At 66.2% G+C, this 25,396-nt stretch carries 24 protein-coding genes and 1 tRNA gene; 3 read left to right on the top strand and 22 right to left on the bottom strand.

The genetic code is table 11. The annotated features are described in order from the left end of the window. Positions 1-6: 6 nt before the first annotated feature. The 22 genes from FBY33_RS11170 to FBY33_RS11065 form a co-directional block, all read right to left on the bottom strand. Positions 7-80 (bottom strand) — tRNA-Leu (locus FBY33_RS11170). Positions 81-192: 112 nt separating this feature from the next. Next, positions 193-1,659 carry an NAD(P)/FAD-dependent oxidoreductase gene (locus tag FBY33_RS11165; protein WP_142030624.1) on the bottom strand — a complete coding sequence of 489 codons (1,467 nt, stop codon included), beginning with the start codon at positions 1,657-1,659 and terminating at the stop codon, positions 193-195. 34 nt (positions 1,660-1,693) lie between these two features. Beyond that, a complete protein-coding gene (locus FBY33_RS11160; RefSeq protein ID WP_142030623.1) occupies positions 1,694-3,115 on the bottom strand; it encodes a S8 family serine peptidase in 1,422 nt (473 codons plus the stop codon). A gap of 4 nt (positions 3,116-3,119) precedes the next feature. Continuing rightward, on the bottom strand, positions 3,120-4,067 hold the full coding sequence (locus tag FBY33_RS11155) for a Ppx/GppA phosphatase family protein (RefSeq protein ID WP_142030622.1): 948 nt from the start codon (positions 4,065-4,067) through the stop codon (positions 3,120-3,122). Further along, complete coding sequence (locus tag FBY33_RS11150; RefSeq protein ID WP_142030621.1) at positions 4,064-4,735, bottom strand: DUF501 domain-containing protein; 672 nt, start codon at positions 4,733-4,735, stop codon at positions 4,064-4,066. Before FBY33_RS11150 ends, FBY33_RS11155 begins: the two co-directional genes overlap by 4 nt. 27 nt (positions 4,736-4,762) lie before the next feature. After that, on the bottom strand, positions 4,763-5,446 hold the full coding sequence (locus FBY33_RS11145; protein WP_142030620.1) for an FtsB family cell division protein: 684 nt from the start codon (positions 5,444-5,446) through the stop codon (positions 4,763-4,765). A gap of 126 nt (positions 5,447-5,572) precedes the next feature. Then, positions 5,573-6,853, bottom strand: coding sequence for a phosphopyruvate hydratase (gene eno / locus FBY33_RS11140; RefSeq protein WP_142030619.1), 1,281 nt, complete (start codon positions 6,851-6,853; stop codon positions 5,573-5,575). 118 nt (positions 6,854-6,971) lie between these two features. Then, positions 6,972-7,562 (bottom strand): MazG nucleotide pyrophosphohydrolase domain-containing protein, encoded by a 591-nt coding sequence (locus FBY33_RS11135; protein ID WP_142032786.1) that lies wholly within the window; start codon positions 7,560-7,562, stop codon positions 6,972-6,974. Positions 7,563-7,623: 61 nt separating this feature from the next. After that, positions 7,624-8,760, bottom strand: a complete 1,137-nt coding sequence (locus FBY33_RS11130) for an adenosine deaminase (RefSeq protein WP_142030618.1) — start codon at positions 8,758-8,760, stop codon at positions 7,624-7,626. Positions 8,761-8,799: 39 nt separating this feature from the next. Next, positions 8,800-9,525, bottom strand: a complete 726-nt coding sequence (locus tag FBY33_RS11125) for a DedA family protein (RefSeq protein WP_142030617.1) — start codon at positions 9,523-9,525, stop codon at positions 8,800-8,802. A 135-nt stretch (positions 9,526-9,660) separates the two neighbouring features. Then, positions 9,661-10,290, bottom strand: a complete 630-nt coding sequence (locus FBY33_RS11120) for a DedA family protein (RefSeq protein WP_142030616.1) — start codon at positions 10,288-10,290, stop codon at positions 9,661-9,663. Between the two features lie 6 nt (positions 10,291-10,296). Next, a complete protein-coding gene (locus FBY33_RS11115) occupies positions 10,297-11,613 on the bottom strand; it encodes a thymidine phosphorylase (protein ID WP_142030615.1) in 1,317 nt (438 codons plus the stop codon). Beyond that, the gene (locus FBY33_RS11110; protein ID WP_142030614.1) at positions 11,610-12,017 is read right to left on the bottom strand and encodes a cytidine deaminase; all 408 of its coding nucleotides are present in this window, start codon (positions 12,015-12,017) and stop codon (positions 11,610-11,612) included. The genes FBY33_RS11115 and FBY33_RS11110 overlap by 4 nt, the downstream gene beginning before the upstream one ends. A gap of 5 nt (positions 12,018-12,022) precedes the next feature. Further along, on the bottom strand, positions 12,023-13,348 hold the full coding sequence (locus FBY33_RS11105; RefSeq protein ID WP_142030613.1) for an ABC transporter permease: 1,326 nt from the start codon (positions 13,346-13,348) through the stop codon (positions 12,023-12,025). Beyond that, on the bottom strand, positions 13,345-14,733 hold the full coding sequence (locus tag FBY33_RS11100; RefSeq protein ID WP_142030612.1) for an ABC transporter permease: 1,389 nt from the start codon (positions 14,731-14,733) through the stop codon (positions 13,345-13,347). Before FBY33_RS11100 ends, FBY33_RS11105 begins: the two co-directional genes overlap by 4 nt. Then, positions 14,726-16,297: an ABC transporter ATP-binding protein gene (locus FBY33_RS11095; protein WP_142030611.1), complete on the bottom strand. Its 1,572-nt coding sequence runs from the start codon at positions 16,295-16,297 to the stop codon at positions 14,726-14,728. The genes FBY33_RS11100 and FBY33_RS11095 overlap by 8 nt, the downstream gene beginning before the upstream one ends. Before the next feature lie 179 nt (positions 16,298-16,476). Beyond that, on the bottom strand, positions 16,477-17,586 hold the full coding sequence (locus FBY33_RS11090; protein ID WP_442858328.1) for a BMP family lipoprotein: 1,110 nt from the start codon (positions 17,584-17,586) through the stop codon (positions 16,477-16,479). A 255-nt stretch (positions 17,587-17,841) separates the two neighbouring features. Beyond that, positions 17,842-18,858 (bottom strand): NADP-dependent oxidoreductase, encoded by a 1,017-nt coding sequence (locus tag FBY33_RS11085; protein ID WP_142030610.1) that lies wholly within the window; start codon positions 18,856-18,858, stop codon positions 17,842-17,844. Beyond that, positions 18,855-19,286, bottom strand: coding sequence for an organic hydroperoxide resistance protein (locus FBY33_RS11080; protein ID WP_142030609.1), 432 nt, complete (start codon positions 19,284-19,286; stop codon positions 18,855-18,857). The genes FBY33_RS11085 and FBY33_RS11080 overlap by 4 nt, the downstream gene beginning before the upstream one ends. 43 nt (positions 19,287-19,329) lie before the next feature. Then, positions 19,330-19,764 carry a MarR family winged helix-turn-helix transcriptional regulator gene (locus tag FBY33_RS11075; protein WP_142030608.1) on the bottom strand — a complete coding sequence of 145 codons (435 nt, stop codon included), beginning with the start codon at positions 19,762-19,764 and terminating at the stop codon, positions 19,330-19,332. 151 nt (positions 19,765-19,915) lie between these two features. Beyond that, complete coding sequence (locus FBY33_RS11070; protein WP_142030607.1) at positions 19,916-21,133, bottom strand: amidohydrolase; 1,218 nt, start codon at positions 21,131-21,133, stop codon at positions 19,916-19,918. A 99-nt stretch (positions 21,134-21,232) separates the two neighbouring features. After that, entirely contained in the window at positions 21,233-22,366 is a 1,134-nt protein-coding gene (locus tag FBY33_RS11065; RefSeq protein WP_142030606.1) for a mannose-1-phosphate guanylyltransferase, read from the bottom strand. A gap of 276 nt (positions 22,367-22,642) precedes the next feature. On the opposite strand from FBY33_RS11065, the gene sdhC reads away from it, so the two are divergent. The 3 genes from sdhC (at position 22,643) to sdhA (ending at position 25,396) form a co-directional block, all read left to right on the top strand. Continuing rightward, the gene (gene sdhC / locus FBY33_RS11060; protein WP_081620212.1) at positions 22,643-23,023 is read left to right on the top strand and encodes a succinate dehydrogenase, cytochrome b556 subunit; all 381 of its coding nucleotides are present in this window, start codon (positions 22,643-22,645) and stop codon (positions 23,021-23,023) included. A 3-nt stretch (positions 23,024-23,026) separates the two neighbouring features. Next, entirely contained in the window at positions 23,027-23,488 is a 462-nt protein-coding gene (locus FBY33_RS11055; protein ID WP_142030605.1) for a succinate dehydrogenase hydrophobic membrane anchor subunit, read from the top strand. 108 nt (positions 23,489-23,596) lie between these two features. Further along, positions 23,597-25,396, top strand: coding sequence for a succinate dehydrogenase flavoprotein subunit (sdhA, locus tag FBY33_RS11050; RefSeq protein ID WP_142030604.1), 1,800 nt, complete (start codon positions 23,597-23,599; stop codon positions 25,394-25,396).

Below are 25,396 nucleotides of genomic sequence, written 5' to 3'. Positions count from 1 at the left end.
CATGTGTACCCCAGGTGGGACTCGAACCCACAACACGCGGATTTTAAGTCCGCTGCCTCTGCCAATTGGGCTACTGGGGCGCCGGGTCAATGGTACCTGTGAAAGGCGCATCGGCTGGAAATGCCGACGGCGGCCGGTCCCCACAAGGGGGCCGGCCGCCGTCGTGCGCTGTAAAGCGGTGGAACGGACGCGCTACTTGGCGTTGGCCGCCACCGTTTCCTTGGGAGCGGCAGTGGCGGTTGAACCGGATCCGGCCGCCGGAGCGGCTGCCGGTGCAGCCGCGGGCTTCGGGGCGGGGGTTGCTGCCGAAACGAAGGCGCCGCGGGGGTTGTCCAGGTCCATCAGCTGCGTGGTGTCGCGGCCTGCGAAGAAGCCGATGATCCAGTTCAGGATGACGCGGAACTTGCGCTCAAACGTGGGCATGGCCATGCCGTGGTAACCGCGGTGGGCCAGCCACGCCAGTCCGCCCTTGAGGCCGATGCGGCCCAGGAGGTTGATGTTGGCGACACCCTTCCATTCGCCGAAGCCAGCCACAGCACCCAGGTTCTTGTGCTTGTAGTCCGCCAGCGGCTTGTCCCAGCGGGAAGCCCACAGGTTCTTGGCGAGGCGCTTGGCCTGGCGCAGGGCGTGCTGGGCGTTGGGGACGCAGGTGCCGTCCGGCAGGCCCTTGCCGGTGAGGTCCGGGACAGCGGCGATGTCGCCGGCGGCCCAGGCGTTCTCCACGATGCCTTCGTCACCGGCGATGCGCAGGTCCGGCAGGACGCGGACGCGGCCACGGGGCTCGAGCGGGAAGTCGGTGGAGCGGACCATCGGGTTGGCCTGCACGCCGGCCGTCCATACGAGGGTGTCGGCTTCGAATTCCTGGGCGGGCGTCTTGTCCGGCAGGTTGATGAGCTTCAGGGTGCCTTCGGCGCTGTCCAGCGAGGTGTTCAGGAGGACCTCGATGCCGCGGCTGCGGAGGTGCTCAACCACCCAGTCAGCCTGCTTGGCGGTGACCTCGGGCATGATACGGCCCATGGCTTCGACCAGGACGAAGCGGACTTCCTCCTGCTTGATGCGCGGGTTGTTGCGCACGGCAGCGCGGGCGAGGTCTTCCATCTCAGTGATGCATTCGATGCCGGCAAAGCCGCCGCCGACCACCACGAAGGTGAGGGCTCGGGCGCGTGCGGCAGGGTCCGTCATGGTGGAGGCAACCTCGATGCGCTCCAGCAGTTTGTTGCGCAGCGCAACGGCTTCCTCGATGGTCTTCAGGCCAATGCCCTTGTCCGCGAGGCCCTTGATGGGGAACGTGCGGGTGATGGCGCCGGCTGCAAGCACGACGTCGAAGTACGGGATCTCGAAGTTTTCGCCGCCATCGGCGGGAGCCACCACAGCCGTGCGGTTTTCGTGGTCGATGGAGGTGACGCGGCCCTGGATCAGTTCCGTCTGCTTGAGGTGCTGGCGGTGGGAAACCACCGCGTGGCGGGCTTCAATGTTGCCGCCGGCAACCTCGGGGAGGAAGGGCTGGTAGGTCATGTAGGGCAGGGGATCAACGACGGTGACGATGCCACCGGCATTCGCGATCTTCTTCTGCAGTTTCAGTGCTACGTACAGGCCGACGTACCCGCCGCCGACGACGAGTACCCTGGGACGGTCCTGGAGCTGTGGGGTGGTTGCCATAGTTTAAGGATAGCGCAGTTTGTGAAAATCTTCACTAACTTGCGCCCCGGTCCGTAACCTGCGGATTAGTGCCCGAATCAACCCGTTCCACCACCCCGGTTTCCGGTTCTTCCCGGGCAAGGGCAGGGTTCCGGGCGGCCCGCCGGAGCTGGATGGCAGCAGCAGCGATGATGGCTACGAACAGGACAGCAAAACCGATCACGACGGCGGCGCCAATGGCACTGTCACGCTGCGAAGGCGCCTTGGCAGCCGGAACGGTGGCTTCGGGCAGCGTGGGTGCCGCGCTGGGCACAGTGGTGGCGGTGGGCAGCGGGGTGGCCGGAGCGGCGTTGCCCCGCCGGTGCACCCGGATCCATTCCGCGACGGTGCCCAGGGGGTTCACGGAGACCTGGGGGACGTCGGCCTTCAGCGCGGCCTCTGCATTGAGGATGCCGTAGCCGTACAGCGGGTCCTTGCCCGGAGCGCCGGCGTCCTTTGCCGTGGAGACGATCCTGTTGATCACCTGTTCGGCGCTCATGTCGGGCCACTTCGACCGGATCAGGGCGGCGACGCCGGCAACGATGGGCGTGGACCCGGAGGTCCCGGCCCATTCCGCATAGCTTCCGCCGGGGAGGCCGCCCAGCAGGTTCTCGGCAGGGGCAGCCACCCCAATGCTGATTCCCTGTGAAGAGGCGTCCACGCTGGCCAGGTTCCTGCGGTCCAGGCCGGCGACGGTGAGGACACCGGGAATGGTGGCGGGCGCGCCCACCTGCGTGTTGCCGCCCACCCGGTTTCCGGCGGCGGCCACGATGACCACGTCCTTTTGCTCCGCATACAGGAACGCGGCATCCCAGCTTTGGGGCCACTGCGGGGTTGTGCTGCCCAGCGAAATGTTGATCACTTTGGCGCCGTTGTCCACGGCCCAGCGGACTGCCTCGGGGATCTGGTCCTGGTCGCTCTTGCCCGAAGGATTGGCGGAACCGAGCCAGGTGGAGACGGAAAGGAGCTGTGCTTCCGGCGCCACGCCCACGATGCCGTCCGGCGGCGTGCCCTGCGGCCCCGGACTGGGGCTGGGGCTTGCGCTTGCAGGCTGGTGTCCGCGGCCTGCCAGCATGGTGGCCACCAGGGTACCGTGTTCGGGCTTGGAGCCGACGCTTTTCTGGCCGTCCGGCTGGCCTGAGCCCGAGGCGTCATAACCGCCCACGACCGCGCCCTTGAGGTCCGGGTGCTGGGCGTCGATGCCGCTGTCGATGACGGCCACCTTCACGCCGGCGCCCTTTGACACTTCCCAGGCCTTGGTAATGCCGGAGTCTGCCAGCCAGTATTCCTTGTCGCGCCACTCGTCGGCATTTGCAGCGGGTGCCGTGCAGAGGCCCGCGCACAGGCAGCACGCCGCCAGGAGGACGGCCAGGGCGGCGGCCGCCGCCCGGGGCACCAACGGGGTGGAAGCTGGGGTGGAAGCTGGGGTGGAATACATGGGCCTAACCGATGCTTAGCGCGATGCCGTCGAGGATGTCGTGTTCGCTTGCGGTGGCGTCGGTGATCCTCCCGCCGCTCAGCTCCCCCATCCGTTCCAGGATGCGGCGCCACACCAGTCCCCCGGCGCCGATGACGTCCACACGTCCGGGGTGCATGTACGGCAGTGCCGCGCGGCTTGCCCGGGTCATGGACAGCAGGTCGGTGGCGGCGGCGCGGACGTCCCTGATGGGCAGTACTGCGCCGTGGATGGCGTCGGGCGAGTATTCGGGCAGGCGGAGCGCGTGCGCGGTGATGGTGGTGACGGAGCCGGCAACACCGACGACGGCGGTGGCGCGTTCCAGCGGCACGTCGCGTCCTGCCCGGGCCATGGCTGCGTCCACGTCGGCTTCCGCGGCGGCAATCTGTTCCGCCGTGGGCGGATCGGCACGCAGGTGCCGTTCGGTCAGGCGGACACAGCCGATGTCCACGGACTTCGCAGCGGTAACCCCGGCGGCGGTGCCCAGGACGAACTCGGTGCTTCCGCCCCCGAGGTCCACCACCAGCACCTGGTGGCCGTCCAGGATGGGCAGGACGCTGCTGGCACCGGCAAAGGACAAGGCCGCTTCCTCGTCCCCGGAGATTACTTCCGGTTCCACTCCCAGCAGGTCCCTGATGCCGTCCACGAAGACGTCCCGGTTTCGCGCATCGCGGCTTGCGGAGGTGGCCACGAAGCGGATCCGCTCCGCGCCGTGTTCCTTGATCAGGCGGGCGTAGTCAGCAGTGGCGGCAAAGGTCCGTTCCAGCGCCTCCGGGGCCAGTTCACCCGTGGCATCCACGCCCTGGCCCAGCCGGACCACGCGCATCTCCCTGACAACATCGGTAAGGGCCGGGCTGCCGTTGCTGCGGTCAATATCCGCGATCAGGAGGCGGATGGAATTGGTGCCGCAGTCGATCGCGGCCACGCGGGTCATTCGCCGGCCTCCGTGGCGCCGGCGGACTTCCGCACCGGGGCAGGGCGGCCGACGATATCGGGCAGGCCCTGCGGTCCGTGGCGGCTGAGGTCCCTGGATGGCGCCTCGCCGGTGGTGTCCCAGGCGCCCGTGCAGTAGCACCTGTCCGCGGTCCACCATTCGCTGATCATGTCCAGCGCCTGGTCCCCCAGGGGGTTGACGCCGCCGCCTGCTGCGAGGGAGTGACCCACCAGGACGTGCAGGCATTTGACGCGGGAAGGCATCCCGCCGGCGGAGACGCCGTCGATTTCAGGCACCGGACCGATGCCGGAACGCTCCCCAATGGCCGCCCGGACGGCCAGGTACTCCTCGTGTGCTGTCCGGTAGGCAGCTGCGAGCCCGGCATCGGCTGCCAACTGATCGTTCATGTCGTTCATGACGCCTGCCGCTTCGAGCCTGGAGACCGCGGACGTGATCACCGGGTGCGTCAGGTAGAAGGTGGTGGGAAAGGGAGTGCCGTTGCTGAGGCGCGGTGCGGTGGCGGCTACCAGCGGGTTTCCACAGACGCAGCGCGCCGGAATCTCTACGACATCGCGGACGGGACGTCCCAGCTGCCTGCTCAGTACTTCAAGGTCGTGTGCTGTCGGTTGGCGGGATTCGTCCCGGGCGGCTGCCGTGTTGTGTTCCACTGTCGCGGGCCGTCCTTCCTGTGCGGTTCAGTCTGTGGCCGCGCGCCTGATGGACTCCCACAGGGAATCCACCCACGGCAGATCGGCGGGGTCTTGTGCTGCTGCGCCGGCGGGGCTACTGCTTTCTCCGGCCGGCTCGTCGCTGCCAAAAACCCAGTAGCCGGTTTCGCCCGGCATAACCATGTTAATGCGGTCGCGGGCCTGCTGTTTGACGTAGTTGGGGTCCTGCCACCGCGAAACCTGCTGCCGGAGGGCGTCGCCTTCGGCCTGGCGTGCGGCAATATCGGCGTTCAGCGCGTCGATTTCGGCTTTCTTGTCGAAGAAGATCTTCACCGTAGGCGCCAGCATGATGGTGATGGCGATCATGACAACGGCCAGTGCCAGCATGCGGCCGGAGAACGCCTTGGCCGGGACCGGTTGCTGCTCTTCCTCGCCGGACCGGGCGGCCTTGCCGTCACCGGAACTGCTGCCTTTGCTTCCGGCGGAAGGCCTGGCCTTGGCCGCCTCCCCCGCTTTGCCGGCGGTGTGGGCCCCGGTTCCACGCCCTTGCTTTCCGCCGGAAGGTGCGGTCTGCGCCTTGGCGTCCCCACCCTTGCCCGGGCGGAAATCCGCCCGGATGACTTCGGCACGGCCGGAGGATCCGTCGTCGGCCGTTTCCTGGGGTGGACGGGCGGGGGCGACCTTGGGAACTTTGGGGCGGCGGGTAGCCATGACACTCCTGAAACGCAGCCTGCCTGGGCCGCCACTATCTGTGCTGGACAAACAAATGCTGCTGGAAACAACAGCGGTGGCTATGGTCTTTCAACCATAGCCACCGCGGATGGGTTTAGGCGGTTACTAGCCCTTGAAACGCGGGAACGCGCTGCGGCCGGCGTAGCGTGCGGCGTCGTCCAGTTCTTCTTCGATGCGCAGCAGCTGGTTGTACTTGGCAACGCGCTCGGAGCGGGCAGGAGCGCCGGTCTTGATCTGGCCGGCGTTGGTGGCCACCGCGATGTCGGCGATGGTGGTGTCCTCAGTTTCGCCGGAGCGGTGCGAGGTGATGGTGGTGTAGCCGGCGCGCTGGGCCAGGCTCACGGCGTCCAGGGTCTCGGTCAGCGAACCGATCTGGTTGACCTTGACCAGCAGGGAGTTGGCCGTCCTGGTGTCGATGCCGCGCTGCAGGATGGAGGGGTTGGTGACGAAGAGGTCGTCACCCACCAGCTGGACCTTGTCACCGATGGAGTCGGTGAGGGTCTTCCAGCCTTCCCAGTCGTTTTCGTCCAGCGGGTCCTCGATGGAGACCAGCGGGTAGTCGGCCACGAGTTCGGCGTAGTAGGCGCTCATCTCGCTGGCGGACAGGGACTTGCCTTCGAACTGGTAGGCACCGTCCTTGAAGAACTCGGAGGAAGCCACGTCCAGGGCCAGGGCGATGTCCTTGCCCGGGGTGTAGCCGGCGTTCTTGATCGCTTCCTGGATCAGGTCCAGTGCCGCACGGTTGGACGGCAGGTTCGGCGCGAAGCCGCCCTCGTCGCCCAGGCCGGTGGACAGGCCCTGCTCCTTCAGGACGGACTTGAGGTTGTGGTACACCTCCACGCCCCAGCGCAGGCCTTCAGAGAAGGTCTCGGCGCCGATCGGGGCGATCATGAATTCCTGGATGTCGACGTCGGAGTCGGCGTGCGATCCACCGTTGAGGATGTTCATCAGCGGCACGGGCAGGACGTGCGCGTTGGGGCCGCCCAGGTACTTGTAGAGGGGCAGGTCAGCGGAGGCTGCGGCTGCGTTGGCGACGGCCAGGGAAACGCCCAGGATGGCGTTGGCGCCGAGCTTGCCCTTGTTGGGGGTGCCGTCCAGGTCCAGCATGGCCTGGTCGATGCTGCGCTGGTCGGTGGCGTCGAAACCGGTCAGGGCGGGGGCGATCTGGTCGATCACGGCGTCGACGGCCTTCTGCACGCCCTTGCCGAGGTAGCGGCCCTTGTCGCCGTCGCGCAGTTCGACGGCCTCGTGCTCGCCGGTGGAGGCGCCGGAGGGAACCGCCGCCCGGCCGATCTGGCCGTCGGAAAGCAGGACTTCAACTTCTACGGTGGGGTTGCCGCGGGAATCGAGGATCTCGCGGGCGTGGATGGCATCGATAAGCGCCATGAATTTGCTCCTTATGGGCGATTAACGGGGGGAATCAGGCAGAAAACTCGACGTACTCGTCAGGGACCAGCCTAGTCGAGAGTGCTCCGGGTTACTCAAACCGGCCAAGGCCGGGACGTCATGATGCTGCTGGGCCGCTTTGGTCAGCCTGGTCGCTTTGGTAGCGGCGGACCGCGGCACGCAGGGCACGCTCGGCGTCCATTCCGTTGTCCCGGGCGGAACGCACGACGGCGAGCAGCAGGTTTCCGAGTTCATCCTCGCTCTTGGGAACGGGAGCCCCCTCGGGGAGCCCCAGGCCCCCGCGGGCGGCCCGGTCCAGCGACTTGTGGGCCTTGGCCAGCGCAGGCAGCGCGTCCGGAATGCCTTCAAAGGCATTGAGCCGCTCCGGGCGTTCGGCCCGCTTGACCGCATCCCACTTCTGCTCGATCTCCCCGACCGTCGCCGGGAAGCTGTCCTGCAGGGAACCGTCGGGTTTGAAGACGTGCGGGTTGCGGCGGATCATCTTGGCACCCAGGCCGCGCGCCACGTCGTCGAACGTGAACGCGTCCCGCTCCTCCGCCAGCCGGGCATGCAGCACCACCTGGAGCAGGACATCTCCCAGCTCGCCCCGGAGTTCGGCGTCCGGGTGGCCGTCCTCGATGGCCTCGGCCACCTCGTACGCCTCCTCCAGGAGGTACTCCACCAGTGAAGCGTGGGTCAGGGCACCCATCCAGGGACAGTGCTCGCGCAGCTGCCCGACGATGGTGACCAGTTCTTCAGTGGCTGGCTGGTCAGCCAAGGTTGGCGTAGGCGTCGTTGATGTATTCCACCAGCGCTTCCTTTTCCTCCAGGGGCAGGAAGGATGCCTCGGCGGCGTTGAGGGTCAGCTCCAGCAGGTCGTCGAGGTCGTAGTCGAAGGTTTCCACCAGCAGGTTGAACTCATCGGTCAGGGTGACGCCGCTCATCAGGCGGTTGTCCGTGTTGATGGTGACGTTGAAGCCCAGCTGGTAGAGCATGTCCAGCGGGTGGCTTTCGATGCCTTCGCCGAACTCGGCGATGGCGCCGGTCTGGAGGTTTGAGGAGGGGCAGACTTCCAGGGCGATGCCGCGGTCGCGGACCCAGCTGGAGAGGTCCCCCAGGGTAACCAGGCCCACGGTGTCGCCGGCGTCCTCGTCGTCGTCGAATTCCACCATGATGTCCTCCGCGATGCGGACGCCGTGTCCCAGACGCAGGGCCCGGCCGTCCACCAGCGCAGACTGGATGCTGTCCAGCCCGGCGGCCTCGCCGGCGTGAACCGTGGCGGGGAAGTTGTGCTGGGCGAGGTAGGTGAAGGCGTCCTTGAAGCGGCTGGGCAGGAAGCCGTCCTCGGCCCCGGCGATGTCAAAGCCCACGGCGCCCTTGTTGCGGTGGCGGACGGCCAGTTCGGCGATCTCCTGGCCACGGTCGGCGTGCCGCATGGCGGTGATCAGCTGGCCCACCTGGATTTCGCGGCCGCTTTCGGAGACTGCTTCGACGCCGGCTTCCAGGCCGTCCTGGACTGCCTCGACGGCTTCATCGAGGCTGAGGCCCTTCTGGAGGTGCTGTTCGGGGGCCCAGCGGACTTCGCCGTACACCACGCCGTCGTCGGCAAGGTCCTCGACGAATTCCTTCGCCACCCGGAACAGGCCGTCGTAGGTCTGCATCACGGCAACGGTGTGGTCGAACGTTTCCAGGTAGCGGACCAGGGATCCGGAATCCGCTGATTCCCGGAACCACTGCCCCAGGGCCACGGGGTCTGTTGAGGGGAGCGTGTGGCCAACGGCCTCCGCCAGTTCGATGATGGTGGCCGGACGGAGTCCTCCGTCCAGGTGGTCGTGAAGGGAAACCTTGGGCAGGCTCTTCAGGTCAAAATCGATGGCAGGGGCGGCGTCAACAATGGGCTCAGTCACGTTCCCACCTTAGGGTGGGGCGGAGTTCAAAGCCAGCCGCTACTTGACCGCGGGGCCGGCCTCCGCCGAAGGCACCACGAGGGCCTGGGTGCCGGGCCGCCCCTCATGGCCGGAGGTCGGGGTTTCATCGCTCCAGCCGTCCGTATCAGGGGCGTCGTTCCGGCCCAGCCGTTTGTGCCACCAGCGCAGCAGGTGGTCGATGACGATGCCGAGGACGATGGCGAACACGACGGCGATGCCCGCGCTCAGCAGGGGGTTGTGGTGCAGCCAGGGGAACGAGCTGGCAAGAACGCCGATTCCAAGGGAGTAACCGACCCACGTGACGCAGGCGAAGGCGTCGAAAACGAAGAACCTGCGGTGCGAGAAACCGGTGCTGCCGGCGACGTAGTTGACGGCCACCCGGCCCCAGGGGATGTACCGGGCGGTGAAGATCAGGACGGCGCCACGCTTTTCCAGCTCATAGCGCGCCCAGGCGAAGACCTTCCGGACCTTGGGCCGGCGCATCCACCCCCACCGGTCCAGGCCGATCTTGCGGCCGAGCAGGTAGGCCATGTTGTCGCCGCAGATGGCGCCGATCAGGGCCGTGAGGCCGAGGATCCAAAGGTTGGGTTCGCCGCTGTGCCGGGAGAACGCCGCCAGCGCCACGATGAGGGTCTCGCTGGGGACCACCATGGCGAAGCCGTCGACGAAGAAGAACACCAGCAGGACGGGGTAAATCCACCACTGGCCCGCTGCATGGAGCACGGCCTCATTAATAAACTCCACGCGGTGTTGCTCCTGTACAAAAAATGACACAGCTAAAGTGCCGCAGCCAAAGCGGAAATCGTTCCTAAGTGTCCCACGCGGGGGACCCAATCCGCTACGGTCCCTGTGCCCGGAATCACCCGTTCAACGCGCTGGTCAGGTGCCGGGTTCCCGGATCCGTTCCACAACGTTGGGTTTGCCCCGGAATTTGTTGATCACGAGGTCCACCAGGATGCCCAGCGCCACCGCACAGACAATGGCAATTGCCGCACCCAGGACGTGGTTGTCCTCGAACCACTGGCCGAAGAAGAGTCCGATCGCCACCGAGTACGCGGCCCACAGGCTGGCCGAAAGGATGGTCAGGCCCACGAACCGCAAATGGGGATAATGGGTGGCCCCGGCGGTCAAGTTGACGGCCACCCGGCCGATGGGGACAAAGCGGGCCACCAGGATCAGCGACGCCGGCCGCTTCCGCAGTTCACGGCCCGCCCAGCGGAATGCGCTCTGCATGCGCGGGCCGCGCATCCACGCCCAGCGGCTGGTGCCCACCCGCCGGCCCAGCAGGTAGGCGATGTTGTCACCGGAGAAGGCGCCCGCCCCCGCAACCAGGGCCAGGAGCAGCGGGTTGGGAACATCGGCGGTGGCTGCCACGGCTGCAAGGCCCACCACCACGGATTCGCTGGGGACGGGCGGGAAGAAGCCGTCAATGATGCAGCAGGCCAGCACCAGGACCAGCACCCAGGGTTGTCCGGCTGCGGCGAGGATGAACTCATTGACGGCCTGCATTGGTCGCTACGCTATGCGGTCGATGATGAGCTGCTGGGCGGGCCGCGAACCTTCCGGAGCGATGACCACGGCGTGTTCCAGGGCTTCCCTGGCACGGGCAAACCGCTCCGGAGTGTCCGTGAGCAGGGTCATCAGGGGTTCCCCGGCGCGGACGGTGGCGCCGGGCTTTGCGTGCATCCGCACCCCTGCTCCCGCCTGGACTGCGTCCTCCTTGCGGGCACGCCCTGCACCCAGCCGCCAGGCGGCCACACCCACGGCGAGGGCGTCAAGTTCCACCAGCACACCGTCTGCCGGGGCGTAGACGACGTCGGATTCCCTGGCCACCGGCAGCGCAGCCCGGGGGTCGCCCCCTTGGGCGGCGATCATCCGGTTCCAGACGTCCATGGCCCGGCCGTCCTTGAGGGCGGCGGCGGGGTCGGCGTCGTGCACTCCTGCGCAGGTGAGCATTTCCCGGGCGAGCCGGACGGTGAGCTCCACGACGTCGTCGGGGCCGCCGCCGGCCAGCACCTCCACGGATTCCTCCACCTCGATGGCGTTGCCCGCGGTGAGGCCCAGTGGGGTGTCCATGTTGGTCAACAGCGCCACAGTGTTGACGCCGGCATCCTTGCCCAGCGCCACCATGGTCTCGGCGAGTTCCCGGGCTTTTGCCTCGTCCTTCATGAACGCGCCGCTGCCCACCTTGACGTCCAGGACCAGCGACCCGGTGCCCTCGGCAATCTTCTTGCTCATGATGGACGACGCGATCAGCGGGATGGCTTCCACCGTGCCGGTAACGTCACGCAGGGCGTAGAGCTTCTTGTCTGCGGGCGCCAGGCCGGCACCGGCGGCGCAGATCACCGCCCCGATGTCCTGGAGCTGGGCCAGGATCTCCTCGTTGGAGAGGTTGGCCCGCCACCCCGGAATGGATTCCAGCTTGTCCAGGGTGCCGCCGGTGTGCCCCAGGCCGCGGCCTGACAGCTGCGGCACGGCCACGCCGAACACGGCGACAAGCGGGGCCAGCGGCAGGGTGATCTTGTCCCCCACGCCCCCGGTGGAATGCTTGTCCGTGGTGTACTTCAGGCCCCCGTCGGGTCGCCGGAGGCTCGAGAAGTCCATCCGTTCCCCGGACGCGATCATGGCGGCGGTCCAGCGGGCAATCTCGGCCCGGTCCATGCCGTTGAGCAGGATGGCCATGTTCAGTGCCGCCATCTGCTCATCCGCGATCGCGCCGCGGGTGTAGGCGTCGATGGTCCAGTCGATTTGTTCGGGGCTCAGTGTTCCCTTGTCGCGCTTGGTGCGGATGATGTCGACGGCGTCGAACGCCTCGGTCCTGCTCTCGGTCACGGGGTCTCCTCCAGGTGTTCGGGACCAAAGGCGTCGGGCAGCACCTGGTCCATGGTTTTGATGCCGTGGGTCGTCATGAGCTGCATGTCCGGGGCGCGGAATTCGTACAGCAGCTGGCGGCACCGGCCGCAGGGCATAAGCACGTTGCCTGCCCCGTCAACACAGTAGAACGCCCGCAGCACGCCGCCACCGGTCATGTGGAGGTTGCCCACCAGGGCGCATTCCGCGCAGAGCGTCAGCCCATAGCTGGCGTTCTCCACGTTGCAGCCGCTGACGATCCGGCCGTCCCCGGTGAGGGCCGCTGCCCCTACCGGGAACTTGGAGTATGGGGCGTAGGCGTTCTGCATGGCGGCGACGGCGGCTGCCTCGAGGGCCGCCCAGTCCACCGTATGTGCTTTGTCCATGGCGGTCATCCCTTGACGTAAGGGATGCCGCTGGCTGCGGGGCCCCTGGATTTGCCGACCAGGCCGGCGACGGCGAGGACGGTCACCAGATAGGGCAGCATGGCCATGAACTGGCTGGGCACCGGGGTGCCGATGATGGTCACGATGCTCTGCAGGTTGTCGGCGAAGCCGAACAGGAGTGCAGCGAAGAAGGCGCCCACCGGGTTCCAGCGGCCAAAGATAAGGGCCGCCAGGGCGATGAAGCCGCGGCCACCGGAAATTTCCTTGGTGAAGCTGTCGATGGCCACCAGGGTGAAGAAGGAGCCGCCAATGCCGGCTACGGCACCACCGAGGGTCACGTTCCAGAACCGGGTGGCGTTGACGTTGATGCCAAGGGTGTCCGCCGCCTGCGGGTGCTCCCCCACGGCCCGGACGCGCAGCCCCCACCTCGTCTTGAACAGGCCGATCCAGACCACGGCGACCGCCACGTACATGAGGTAGCCCACCAGCGACTGGCGGAAGAGGATGGGACCGATGATCGGAATGCTGGAAAGGACGGGAATGTCGATGACGTCCAGGCCCGGGGGTGAGTTGAACTGGGTTTTATTGGCTTGCATGACGGTGCTGAACAGGAACCCCGTCACCCCGGAGACCAGGACGTTAAGGACCACGCCGACGATGATCTGGTTCACCAGGTACTTGATGCTGAACAGGGCCAGGACCATGGATACAAGGGCACCGGCGATGGCCGCCGCCAGCAGCCCGATGAACGCGTTCCTGGTCATGCTGGCGACGATGGCTGCGGTGAAGGCGCCACCCAGGAGCTGGCCTTCAATGGCGATGTTGACCACGCCCACCCGCTCGCACAGGACACCGGACAGCGACCCGAACACGAGCGGAACGGCAAGTGTGACGGACCCGGCGATGAGCCCCGCCAGCGAGATGGCGGGCGTACGGGCGCCGCCCACCACCCAAATGAGGAAGGCGGCCACGAAGATCACGATGAAGGTGATGGCCAGCCAGCCCGGAGCCGGCTGGTTCCTTGTCTTCAGGTAAACGGCGTACCCTGCCAGCGCCACGAGGAGCACGGATAAGACGATGCCGCCGGCGAACGCGTTGATTTCCAGTGCAGGCAGCTGGAAGAAATCGCCGCCGGTGGAGATGCCGAAGCTGGCCGTCTGGCGGGGGGCCAGGAATCCGAAGAACACCAGGGAGACCAGGGCGAAGACGGTGAGCAGGACGGGAGTCTTCCAGCTGACGGGCCTGGTAGCCGGCGCTGCGGAACGAGCGCCTGCCTTGGGTCCTCCGGGCTGGGGTTTGCCGGGCCTGGACGAAGAAACTGTTGTGCTCATGCGGCACCTCCGGTTGTGGCTGCCTGCCCGGACCTGGCTGCGCGCGCGGGCTTCCTGCGCCGGGGGTTCAGTCCGAAAACGGCCCGGACCAGCGGCGGTGCGGCGATGAAAAGGACAATCAGGGACTGGACCACCAGGACGATGTCGATGGGGGTGCCGGTCTGGATCTGCATCTGGACCGCGCCGGCGCGGAAGGCGCCGAACAGCAGGCCGGCAGCGAAGGTGCCCCACGGCGTCGAACGTCCCAGCAAGGCGACCGTGATGGCGTCAAAGCCGTACGTGGCGGCGACGCCATCGGTGAGCACCTTCTCGGTGCCGGCCACCTGGGCCACCCCTGACATGCCGGCGAGCCCGCCGGCGATGGCCATGACCAGGATGGTGGAGCGGGAGACGTTGATGCCGGCGGTCTGCGCCGCCTTGGGGTTGGCCCCCACGGCACGGAACTCAAAGCCCACGGTGGACCGGTTGAGGAGCCACCACACCAGGACCGTGGCGGCGATCGCCAGGAGGAAGCCCAGGTGCAGCCGGTACTGGCTTCCCAGGATCTGCGGGTAGACGGCGCTGGGATCCAGTATGGGTGAAATGGGGTTGGACTCCCCCGGCCGCTGGAACGCCGGGGTGTTGAGCAGGTAGCGCAGGAAGTACAGCGCAATGTAGTTGAACATGATGGTCACGATGACCTCGTGGGCTCCGGTACGCGCCTTCAGCAGGCCGGCGAGGCCGCCCCAGAGGGCGCCGCCAACGATGCCGGCCACCAACACCAGCAGCAGGTGCAGGCCGAACGGAAGGTGCAGGGCGAAGCCCACCCAGGCCGCCAGGATGCCGGCCACGATGATCTGCCCCTGGGCACCGATGTTGAAGAGTCCTGCCCGGAAGGCCAGCGCTACGCCCAGGCCGGCGGTGATGAGCGGCGTGGCGATGGTGAGGGTCTCCATGAAGGGTGCGAACTGGGCAGCCAACCCGTTGCCGCGCGGGTTGAACACTGAACCCTGGAACAGGGCAATGTAGGAGCGGGTGGCGGCATTCCAGACAGCCGCCAGCATGTCCGTGGGCCGGGCGAAGAAGTAGCCGGCCGTGGTGGCCACCTGCTTGTCCGTGATTGCAATGAGCAGGCCGCCGATGATCAGCGCCAGCAGCACTGCAAGGACGGACACGATGCCGCTTCCAGTGAAGATCCGCCGCAGTACGGTCCCGGGGCCGCCGGGCAGCTGCCCGCTTTGGGCCGTGGCCGGAACAGCCGACGGCTGCATCGCCCCGCCGGCGGTATCGACGGCCACCACGGCGGCCGTGTCCTCCACGGCCGGGCTGTCCTGGCCCTCGGCGTGCCGGTTGTCTTCAGTCTGTGGGTCGTCCTTGGCGTGTTTAGGGGAAGGCTGGTCAGGCATGGTCGGCTCCCTCGACGTTGGAGGTGGCGGCCGGGGTGCCGGCCTGCGGGGTCTGTGCGTGTTCTTGGGGCGGGATGCCGGCCATCATGAGGCCCAGCACGTCGCGGCTTGTCCCGGCGGGGACAGTGCCCACCAGCTTGCCTTTGTAGAGCACCGCGATCCGGTCAGCCAGTTCCATCACTTCGTCCAGTTCGGTGGAAATGATCATCACCGGGGTCCCCTGGTCACGCTCCGCGACGATCCGCCGGTGCAGGAACTCGATGGAGCCCACATCCACGCCGCGGGTGGGCTGGGAAGCAATGAAGAGGCGCAGGGGGCGGGAAAGTTCCCGCGCCATCACGAGTTTTTGCTGGTTGCCGCCGGACAGCGTTCCGGCGGCCGCCGCGGCCGAGGGGGTGCGGACATCGAATTCGCCGATGCGTGCCTTGGCGTTCTCCATGACTTTCGCGGGGCTCATGCTGATCCCCTTGGCGAAGGGCGGTTTGTCGTAAAGATCAAGGACCAGGTTCTCCGCCACGGAGAAGGTGCCCACCAGCCCGTCCACTTTGCGGTCTTCGGGGACAAACCCGACGCCGGCCTGCAGGACTTCCTTGACGGACCGGCCCACGAGTTCCCTGCCGTCCAGGACGATGGAACCGGTGACCCGCTCCTGCAGGCCCAGGATGGCCTCAGTGAGTTCAGTCTGCCCGTTGCCCTGGACGCCTGCAATGGCCAGAATCTCACCGCGCTTGATGTGGAAGCTGAGGTGGTCCACCACGTGCTGCCCATTGGGCGCGATGACGGTGAGGTCGCGGACCTCGAAAGTGGTTTCCCGCGGCTGGGCCGGGGCCTTGTCCAGGGTCAGGTTCACCGCACGGCCCACCATCATCGAGGCAAGCTCGGTGGTGGAGGCGGCAGGATCGGCAGTGCCCACCACCTTGCCGCGTCGGATCACCGTGATGGTGTCCGAGACTGCCTTGACTTCGCGCAGCTTGTGCGAAATGAAGACGATGGAGGTTCCGCGTGACTTGAGCTGGCGCATGATGTCCAGGAGCTCATCGGTCTCCTGCGGGGTAAGTACGGCCGTGGGCTCGTCAAGGATCAGGACCTTGGCGTTGCGGACCAGTGCCTTGATGATTTCCACCCGTTGCTGCACGCCTACCGGCAGGTCCTCCACCAGGGCGTCCGGGTCCACGTCGAACCCGTACTGGTCCGAGATCTCCTTGATGCGCTGCCGGGTCTGGTCCAGGTTGAGGAACCCGGCCGCCTTGGTGGGTTCGGCCCCCAGTGCCACGTTCTCGGCCACGGTGAAGACCGGCACCAGCATGAAGTGCTGGTGCACCATGCCGATCCCTGCCGCCATCGCATCACCGGGACCCCTGAAGGTGACGGGCTTGTCATCGATGAGGATTTCGCCTTCGGAGGGCTCGTACAGCCCATACAGCACGTTCATCAGGGTGGATTTACCCGCCCCGTTTTCACCAAGGAGGCAATGGATCTGGCCCGGCTCAACCACCACGTCGATGTGGTCGTTGGCCAGGAGCATGCCAAAGCGTTTGGTGATCCCTCTGAGTTCAAGTTTCAAAACTCTGACCAATCTCGAAGCGTCCGGTGATCGACCGGACGGGATATATGGCTGCAGCACCAGCCTAGTGGCTGCAGTACCGGGGGGAGCCGGCCGGGCGCGGTAAACGTTCGGCCAGCAAAAAGCGCCACCGGCCGGCCAGTGGGTGACGGACCGGCGGCGGCGCTTCCTGTTATGGGTCAGGCCTTGGGACTTGCTGCGGACTCAACCTTCAGCTTGCCGTCGACGATGTCCTTCTTGATCTTCTCGAGGTCGGATTTCAGTTCCGCCGGGACCTGGGAATCGAGGTCGTGGAAGGGTGCCAGCTGCACGCCGTCATTGGCAAGGGTGCCCACGTACGGGGTGTTGTTGAACTTGCCGTCCTTGTCCTCGGTGACAACGGTCTCCACGGCCTCGCCCATCTGCTTCATCACGGAGGAGAGCATGATGTCCTTGTAGTCCGGGGCGGTGAGGTAGCCGTCGGAGTCAACCCAGATCAGCTTGACGTCCTTCCCGGCAGCCTTGGCCTCGTTGAGCGCGGCGCCGGCGCCCTTGCCCACGGGACCGGCCACGGGCATCACGATGTCCGCGCCCTGGTCCAGGAAGTTCTTGGTCAGCTGCTTGCCTACGTCCTGCTTTTCGAAGTCACCGGTGAAGCTGCCGTCCTGGGCGTCCTTGTTCCAGCCGAGCAGCTTGACGTTCTTGCCCTTCTGCTGGTTGTAGTACTTCACACCGTCGGCGTAGCCGTCCATGAAAATGGTCACGGTGGGGATCTTGATGCCGCCGAAGGTGGCCACGGTGCCGGTCTTGGTGGTTCCCGCGGCCAGGTAGCCGGCGAGGAAGGCCGCCTGCGCGGTGTCATAGATGATGGGCTTGACGTTGCTGATGGGCTTGTCGTAGCCGAAGTCGATGATGGCGAAGTGCTTGTCCGGGTTGGCGGTGGCCTGGGCCTTGGTGGCGTCGCCCAGCAGGAAGCCGACCGTGATGGTCAGGTTGCAGCCGGCCGTGACCATGGCGCGCAGGTTGGGTTCGAAGTCGTTGTTGGTCTTCGACTCGATCTGGTTGACCTTGATGCCGAGGTCCTTCTCGGTCTTCTTCAGGCCCTCGTAGGAGGACTGGTTGAAGGACTGGTCGTCGAATCCACCGGAGTCCGAAACGATGCAGCCCGTGTAGTTGCTGGCACCTGCGGATGAGGTGCTGCCGGCTTCGGGGGCTGCACCGCAGGCGGTGAGCACAAGCGCGGACGCACCGAGGGTGGCCACACCGGCCATTGAACCGCGCTTGAAGCTGGCACGCAGTGATTTCTTCAATTTTCCTCCAGGGATGATGCGAGTGGCGCTACGGGCTGGAATTCAATGAGTGTCCGTTTCGGCGCTGAAATTCTGTTTTCACTGAAGGCACGCAGCACTGCGCCGGAGCGCACTGATGGCACTTACTTTAGTGGCCTGCGCCACGTCCCCATAGCACGGCGGAAGCCCATCCGGGAGATTGTTTACAAGTTGTTACCAAGGAGTAGGGGCACCGTGCAATGCGGTGCCCCTACTCCCGATTTATGGTCCGGCAGGCTACAGGCGGACCAGCATTTTGCCGGTGTTTGCGCCGTCCAGGAGGTCCATGAAGGCCTGCGGAGCGTTCTCCAGCCCGTCGACGATCGTCTCGTCGTAGCGCACGGTCCCGTCCGCGAGCCACCCGGCCATTTTCTCCGCGAACTCTGCCGTATGCTGCCGCTGCCCGCCCACCAGGAAACCGCGCAGGGTCAGTTGCTTGCCGATGGCCTGCATCAGGTTGTGGGGTGCGGGTGTGGGTTCGGTTGAGTTGTACTGTGCGATGGCACCGCACATGGCCACCCGGCCGCCCACGTTCAGGACTGCCAGGGCCGCCTCGAGGTGCTCGCCGCCCACGTTGTCGAAGTAGACGTCGATGCCGGCCGGGCCGGCCGCCTTCTCCAGTTGCTCCACAACCGGGCCGTCGTGGTAGTCGAACGCGGCGTCGAAGCCGAGCTCCAGGAGCCGTGCCACCTTGGCCGGCGAGCCGGCGGAGCCGATGACCCGCGAGGCGCCCATGGCCTTGGCGATCTGTCCCACCAGGGAGCCCACCGCACCGGCTGCACCCGAAACGAATACAGCGTCCCCCGGCTTGAATTCGGCGACCTTCAACAGGCCGGAGTAGGCGGTGAGTCCGGTCATGCCCAGCGCGCCGAGGAAAGCGGAAGCAGGGGCCAGGTCGGTGCGGGCCGGGGTGGCGGCAGTGCCGTCCACCACCGCGTACTCGCGCCAGCCAAGGGAATGCACGACGACGTCGCCCTCCTGGTGTGCGGATGAGCGGGACGCGATCACCTCACCCACCGCACCGCCGTCGAGCGCCTTGCCCACAGCGAAGGGTGCCGAATAGGACTTGACGTCGTTCATCCTGCCCCGCATGTAGGGGTCCACGGACATGAAGAGGTTGCGGACCAGGATCTGGCCGTCTTCACGTGCGGGCAGCGGCGACTCGGCAAGTACGAAGTTTTCGCCGGAGGGTCGTCCCACGGGACGGGAGGCCAGCCGGATTTCACGGGTGGTGGTTGCAAGGGCTGTGCTCATGCTGCGTACTCCAGAATCTTGAGGTCAACGGTGATGTTGCCGCGCGTGGCATTTGAATAGGGGCAGACCTCGTGTGCCTTGGCCACCAGCTCTTCGGCGGCAGCGAGGTCCAGCGCGGGCAGGGCGATCTCGAGCTCGGCGGCCAGTCCGAAGCCGGCACCGCCGTCCAGCTGCCCCAGGTGGATCTTCGCCGCCACTGCCGAATCCGTCAGGTCGGCTCCTGCCTTGCGGCCCACCAGGCGCAGGGCGGAGTGGAAGCAGGCGGCATACCCGGCGGCAAAGAGCTGTTCGGGATTGGTGCCCTGGCCGCTGCCACCGAGTTCGACCGGGCTGGCGAGGGCCACTGCCAGTTTGCCGTCATTGCTGCGTGCAGCGCCGTCACGGCCTTCGCCCGAGGCCAGGGCCTCGGCGGTGTAGAGAGTCTTCACGAAAGATATCCGTCCTGTTGGTGGGTTGGTGCAGTATTTGGGGTCACAGCGATTCATGCAGGGCAGCCGTGAGCTTGCCCAGCGTGGTCCGCAATTGTTCAAGTTCGTCGAGGGAGAGACCGGCGGCGTCGGCCAGCCGCTGCGGAATGGAACTTGCCGGGCCACTGAGGCTTCGCCCGGCGGAGGTCAGGTGGATGGCAACGCGGCGTTCGTCCTCGCCGGAGCGCCGCCGTTCCACAAGCCCCAGCGCTTCCAGCCGCTTCAGGAGTGGCGACAGGGTGCCCGAGTCAAGGCCAAGCTCCCCGCCAAGTTCCTTTACGCCCCGGGGTTCGTTTTCCCACAGGACCAGCATCACGAGGTACTGCGGGTAGGTGAGTCCCAGTTCGTCCAGGACAGGCCGGTAGACAGCGGTAGCGGCGCGGGAGGCCGAGTACAGCGCAAAACAGACTTGCCGGTCCAGGCGGGGTGCTTCGGTCATGAATAAAACAATAGTCCACAACTAAGTTGTGCACAACTTACCATGGCCGGGGCTGCCCCGGTTCGCCGCCGTCGTCGTACTTTCCTTGGTGTCCTGGAACAGCGATGCCCGGTATCCCCGCCGGGGAGGCGGGGCTACCAGGCAAGGGTTGTCAGGAAGCCTGGGTCTGCTCCAGGTCGCGGATGGTGCGCAGCGCCGCTGCGGTGAGGACCCGGATGCCCAGGCCCAGTGAGCGCTCGTCCAGGATGTAATCGCCGCGGTGGAGGTCGTAGTCCTCCCCGCCCGGCGTCTTGGTGCCCAGGCGCATCATGGCGCCGGGAAGTTCCGCGAGGAACCACGCGAAATCCTCGCCGCCCATGGACTGCGGGGTCAGCACGACGGCGCTTTCGCCGATTTCGGCCCGCGCGGCGGCCTCGATGATGGCCGTCTCGTGTTCGGAGTTCACCACCGGCGGCACTCCCCTGGTGTGCTCCAGGTGGACGTCCACGCCGTAGGGCGCGGCCACCTGGTGGACCACTTCGTCAAGGAGTTCGCCGGCAGCGTGCCAGGCGTCCCGGTCCAGGCAGCGCATGGTCCCGGCCATGTAGCCGCTGCCGGGGATGGCGTTGGGTGCCGAGCCTGCGGTGATCTGGCCCCACACCATGGACACGCCGCTGCGGACGTCCACCCGGCGGGACAGCACGGCCGGCACGTTGACCGCAATCTGGGCCAGCGCGAACACCAGGTCTTCGGTCAGGTGCGGGCGGGAGGTGTGGCCGCCGCGGCCGGAGAGCTCGATCCGGATGGTGTCCGACGCCGAGGTGATGGCACCGATGCGGGTTCCCACCTTGCCTACTTCAATTCGGGGGTCGCAGTGCAGCGCCAAAATCCGGGGGACGCCGTCCAGCACACCCTGTTCAATGCAGGAATGCGCGCCGCCGGGCATGGTCTCCTCAGCGGGCTGGAAGATGATCCGGACGGTGGCGCCGAGGGGTGATTCCTGGTGCATCCGGTGCAGGACCAGGGCGATGCCCAGCATGGTGGTGGTGTGCACGTCATGGCCGCAGGCGTGGGTGACGCCGTGGTTCTTCGACGCGAACGGCAGCCCGGTCTCCTCGATGATGGGCAGGGCATCGATGTCGCCGCGAAGCGCCGTGGCGATGGGGCCTTCGCCCACGTCGACCGTCAGCCCGGTGCCTTCCAGGCGGCGGGGGCTCAGGCCGGCGGCTTCGAGCCGCTCGGCGAGCTTGTCCGTGGTGCGGAACTCCTTGAAGGACAGCTCCGGGTGCGCATGCAGGTCCCGCCGGAATTCGATCAGTTCCGGCAAAAGCGGTTCAAGCCAGGGAGCCACCAGGGCGGTGGGCTCGGCTTCAGTAGTGTAATTGCGCACTGCTTCACTCTAGCGAGGGTGTTGGCTTTAGTGCCCATTCACTGACGCCTCATTACATCCCGGAACCTGCCGGCACGCGTTGAGCCGGCAGGTTCAGGGTTAGAGAACGTCCGTGTCGCCGCTTGCCTTGAGTGCGTCAACGGCAGCCTTGACGCGCTGGGAATTGGCCATGGTGGTCACCAGCAAAGCGTCCGGCGTATCCACGATGACAACGTCCTGGATGCCGATCAGGGCGATCACGCGCTTGGTGTCGGTGACCACAACACCGCTCGAGTTCTCGGTGAACACCCGGGCGCCTTCGCCGAGGACCGTGACGTCGTCCACTTCCTTGGCGCTGTTGAGGCGCCCCACGGAGGCGAAGTCACCAACATCGTCCCAACGGAAGGTCCCGGGTACGACGGCGACGTCCCCGGCTTCGGCGGCGGGTTCGGCCACGGCGTAGTCGATGGCGATCTTCGGCAGTGTTGGCCAGACGCGCGCCGTGACCTCGTCGCGCTCCGGGGTGTCCCACGCGCGGGCGATTTCCTGCAGGCCCTGGAACAGCTCGGGCTGGTTCGCTTCCAGGTGCTTGAGCATCAGCGCCACCGGCGCCACGAACATTCCGGCGTTCCACACGTAGTCACCACTGTCCACATACTGCTGCGCCACCTCTTCGTCCGGCTTTTCGACGAACTCCACGACGTCGTGGGCACTGGGGGCACCGTCGATGTGCAATGCCTTGCCGGAACGGATGTAGCCGAACCCGGTGGACGGGTGCGTGGGCTTGATGCCAATGGTCACGATCTTGCCGGCGGCAGCGGTGTGGATGGCTTCGCGGACCGCCTGCTGGAAGAGGTCGTCCGGGCTGATCACATGGTCCGCGGCGAAGGAACCCATGATGGTATCGGGATCGCGCTCGTGCAGGATGGCCGCGGCAAGGCCGATGGCCGCACCGGAGTCCTTGGGCTCTGATTCGAGCACCAGGTCCGAATCCAGAAGCTCGGGCAACTGCCGGCACACGGCTTCGCGGTGCGCCTTGCCAGTGACTACCAGCATCCGGCTGTCTGCCAGCGGGTGCAGCCGGTCATAGGTGGCGCGCAGCAAGGTGCTGCCCGATCCCGTGAGATCGTGAAGGAACTTGGGAGCTGCTGCACGTGACAGGGGCCAGAGGCGGGTCCCCACTCCGCCTGCCGGAATCACCGCAATGAAGCGGTCAAGGGGTGAAGCCGGGCTTGTCACTTTGTCTGTACTCATCAGGGCTACTTTAGCGGAAGGGCCGCAACGGGTTCCTTTGGAGACGCACCAGACCCGCATTTTGCGGGACCGTACCGACCAAAAGCGTGCACGGATGTGGCGTTCGTCTCATTTCCCCGGAAAATCCGCTCCAGTACTGGGCACCAAGAAACTCCTAAATTGAATAAGCTGTTAGCGGAGCCTAGATTTAGGCCTGAGCTACGAGTGCTCTCGCAGCAGGCGTTCCCCCCGCATGGATCTCATGCCAGCGCCGCTGTGTTGCAGGGAGGTTTATCAGTGCCGACAAAACCAGCTGGCACCTTGTACCGCGGCCGTGAAGGCATGTGGTCCTGGGTAGGACACCGCATTACCGGTGTAGTGATCTTTTTCTTCTTGTTGGTCCACGTCCTGGACACCTCCTTGGTGCGTGTGTCACCGGAGGCCTACACCGCTGTGATCGGCGCCTACAAGAACCCCCTGATGGCGCTGGGCGAGACCGGCCTTGTTGCCGCCATCGTGTTCCACGCCTTCAACGGCCTGCGGATCATTGCGGTCGACTTCTGGAAGAAGGGCGCCAAGTACCAGCGGCAGATGCTGTGGGCAGTCCTGGCCCTGTGGGTCGTGACCATGGTCGCCTTCTCCATCCGCCACCTGTCCCTCGCCCTCGGAGGTCACTGAGCCATGACTGCAACGATCGAGAGCCCCCGCAGCGGGCGGATCGCCCCCCAGTACCGCCGCAGCGGCGGCTCCCGGGGCAACTTCGAGATGATCGCCTGGCTGTTCATGCGCCTCTCCGGCGTGGTGCTGGTGGTCCTCATTTTCGGCCACCTGTTCGTGAACCTCATGGTGGGCGAGGGCATCCACGCCATCGACTTCGGTTTTGTCGCCGGCAAGTGGGCGGACCCGTTCTGGCAGTTCTGGGACCTCGCCATGCTCTGGCTGGCCATGCTGCATGGCACCAACGGCGTGCGGACCATCATCAATGACTACGCCGAGAAGACGTCCACCCGCCGGTGGCTGAAGACCGTCCTGTACGCGGCCGCCGTCGTCATCATCCTCCTGGGCACGCTGGTGATCTTCACCTTCAACCCGTGCCCCGTGGTGAACGGTGTTGCCCTTCCTGGTGGCTTCTGCCCTGCCTAGCACTGGCACAACCCCGGGCCCGCGGGCTTTTCCGCGGGCCCTGTTTTGCGGAGCAGGCAAAGCCGCCCCGTTGTTTCATAGCGAATTTTGAGAGAAAGAGCGTCTGGTATGCAGGTCCATAAGTACGACGTCGTCATCGTCGGTGCCGGTGGCGCTGGCATGCGCGCCGCGATCGAATCCGGTCAGCGTGCGCGCACAGCAGTACTGACCAAGCTCTACCCCACCCGCTCGCACACGGGTGCGGCACAGGGTGGCATGTGTGCAGCCCTTGCCAATGTCGAGGAAGACAACTGGGAATGGCACACGTTCGACACCGTCAAGGGCGGCGACTACCTGGTTGACCAGGACGCCGCCGAAGTCATGGCCAAGGAAGCCATCGACGCCGTGCTGGACCTGGAAAAGATGGGCCTGCCCTTCAACCGCACGCCCGAAGGCCGCATTGACCAGCGCCGTTTCGGCGGCCACACCCGCGACCACGGCAAGGCACCGGTCCGCCGCGCATGCTACGCCGCCGACCGCACCGGCCACATGATCCTGCAGACCCTGTACCAGAACTGCGTCAAGCACAACGTTGAGTTCTACAACGAGTACTACGTCCTTGACCTGCTGACCGTTGAAGAGGACGCAGTCCGCGAGGACGGCACGCCGTACAAGCAGAAGCGCGTCGCCGGCGTCGTGTCCTACGACCTCGCCTCCGGTGAACTGCATGTGTTCCAGGCCAAGTCGGTGGTGTTCGCCTCCGGCGGCGCCGGCAAGGTCTTCAAAACCACGTCCAATGCCCACACCCTCACCGGTGACGGAATGGGCATCGCCTTCCGCCGCGGCATCCCCCTGGAGGACATGGAGTTCTTCCAGTTCCACCCGACAGGCCTGGCCGGCCTGGGCATCCTGCTGTCCGAGGCCGCCCGCGGTGAAGGTGCCATCCTGCGCAACTCCGAGGGTGAGCGGTTCATGGAGCGCTACGCCCCCACCATCAAGGACCTGGCGCCCCGTGACATCGTGGCCCGCTCCATGGCCAACGAGGTCCGTGAAGGCCGCGGCTGCGGTCCGAACAAGGACTACGTCCTCCTGGACCTCACCCACCTGGAGCCGGCGCATATCGACGCGAAGCTGCCGGACATCACCGAGTTCGCCCGCACCTACCTGGGTGTGGAGCCGTACACCGAGCCGGTGCCCGTGTTCCCCACCGCGCACTACGCCATGGGCGGCATCCCTACCAACATCACCACCGAGGTCCTCCAGGACAACGACACCGTGGTCCCGGGGCTCTACGCCGCCGGTGAGGTTGCCTGCGTGTCCGTCCACGGCTCCAACCGCCTGGGCACCAACTCGCTGCTGGACATCAACGTGTTCGGCAAGCGGGCCGGCATCGCCGCGGCCGAATACGCCAAGACCGCCCAGTTCGTGGAGCTGCCGGAGAACCCGCTGGCCTACACCACCGAACTGCTGGACATTGCCCGCAACGGCACCGGCGACGAAAAGGTGGCGCAGATCCGCAAGGAGCTGCAGGACACGATGGACGCCAACATGCAGGTGTTCCGTACGGCCGAGACCCTTAACCAGGTGCTGCGCGACATCGCATCCTTCGAGGAGCGGTACAAGCGCATCAACGTCCAGGACAAGGGCAAGCGGTTCAACCTGGACCTGCTCGAAGCCGTTGAACTCGGCTTCCTGCTGGAACTGGCCAAGGTCATGACCGTGGCCGCCCTGCACCGCGAGGAATCGCGTGGCGGGCACTTCCGCGAGGACTTCCCCGAGCGTGACGACGAGAAATTCATGAAGCACTCCATGGCGTACAAGGATGACCATGCGCCGGCTGACGGATCGGCGGAATCAATCGCCGGCATCCGCCTGGCCACGAAGCCGGTTGTCTTTACCCGCTACGAGCCGATGGTGAGGAAGTACTAA

The organism is Arthrobacter sp. SLBN-112 (assembly GCF_006715225.1).
Classification (GTDB): Bacteria; Actinomycetota; Actinomycetes; order Actinomycetales; family Micrococcaceae; genus Arthrobacter.
This window is presented reverse-complemented; position numbering and strand designations above follow the sequence as displayed.

Coding starts and splice junctions, on each gene's coding strand:
- FBY33_RS11165 (WP_142030624.1), bottom strand. CDS start 1,659: ATGGCAACCACCCCACAGCTCCAGGACCGTCCCAGGGTACTCGTCGTC.
- FBY33_RS11160 (WP_142030623.1), bottom strand. CDS start 3,115: ATGTATTCCACCCCAGCTTCCACCCCAGCTTCCACCCCGTTGGTGCCC.
- FBY33_RS11155 (WP_142030622.1), bottom strand. CDS start 4,067: ATGACCCGCGTGGCCGCGATCGACTGCGGCACCAATTCCATCCGCCTC.
- FBY33_RS11145 (WP_142030620.1), bottom strand. CDS start 5,446: ATGGCTACCCGCCGCCCCAAAGTTCCCAAGGTCGCCCCCGCCCGTCCA.
- eno (WP_142030619.1), bottom strand. CDS start 6,853: ATGGCGCTTATCGATGCCATCCACGCCCGCGAGATCCTCGATTCCCGC.
- FBY33_RS11135 (WP_142032786.1), bottom strand. CDS start 7,562: ATGGGTGCCCTGACCCACGCTTCACTGGTGGAGTACCTCCTGGAGGAG.
- FBY33_RS11120 (WP_142030616.1), bottom strand. CDS start 10,290: ATGCAGGCCGTCAATGAGTTCATCCTCGCCGCAGCCGGACAACCCTGG.
- FBY33_RS11110 (WP_142030614.1), bottom strand. CDS start 12,017: ATGGACAAAGCACATACGGTGGACTGGGCGGCCCTCGAGGCAGCCGCC.
- FBY33_RS11105 (WP_142030613.1), bottom strand. CDS start 13,348: ATGAGCACAACAGTTTCTTCGTCCAGGCCCGGCAAACCCCAGCCCGGA.
- FBY33_RS11100 (WP_142030612.1), bottom strand. CDS start 14,733: ATGCCTGACCAGCCTTCCCCTAAACACGCCAAGGACGACCCACAGACT.
- FBY33_RS11085 (WP_142030610.1), bottom strand. CDS start 18,858: ATGAGCACAGCCCTTGCAACCACCACCCGTGAAATCCGGCTGGCCTCC.
- FBY33_RS11075 (WP_142030608.1), bottom strand. CDS start 19,764: ATGACCGAAGCACCCCGCCTGGACCGGCAAGTCTGTTTTGCGCTGTAC.
- FBY33_RS11065 (WP_142030606.1), bottom strand. CDS start 22,366: ATGAGTACAGACAAAGTGACAAGCCCGGCTTCACCCCTTGACCGCTTC.
- FBY33_RS11055 (WP_142030605.1), top strand. CDS start 23,027: ATGACTGCAACGATCGAGAGCCCCCGCAGCGGGCGGATCGCCCCCCAG.
- sdhA (WP_142030604.1), top strand. CDS start 23,597: ATGCAGGTCCATAAGTACGACGTCGTCATCGTCGGTGCCGGTGGCGCT.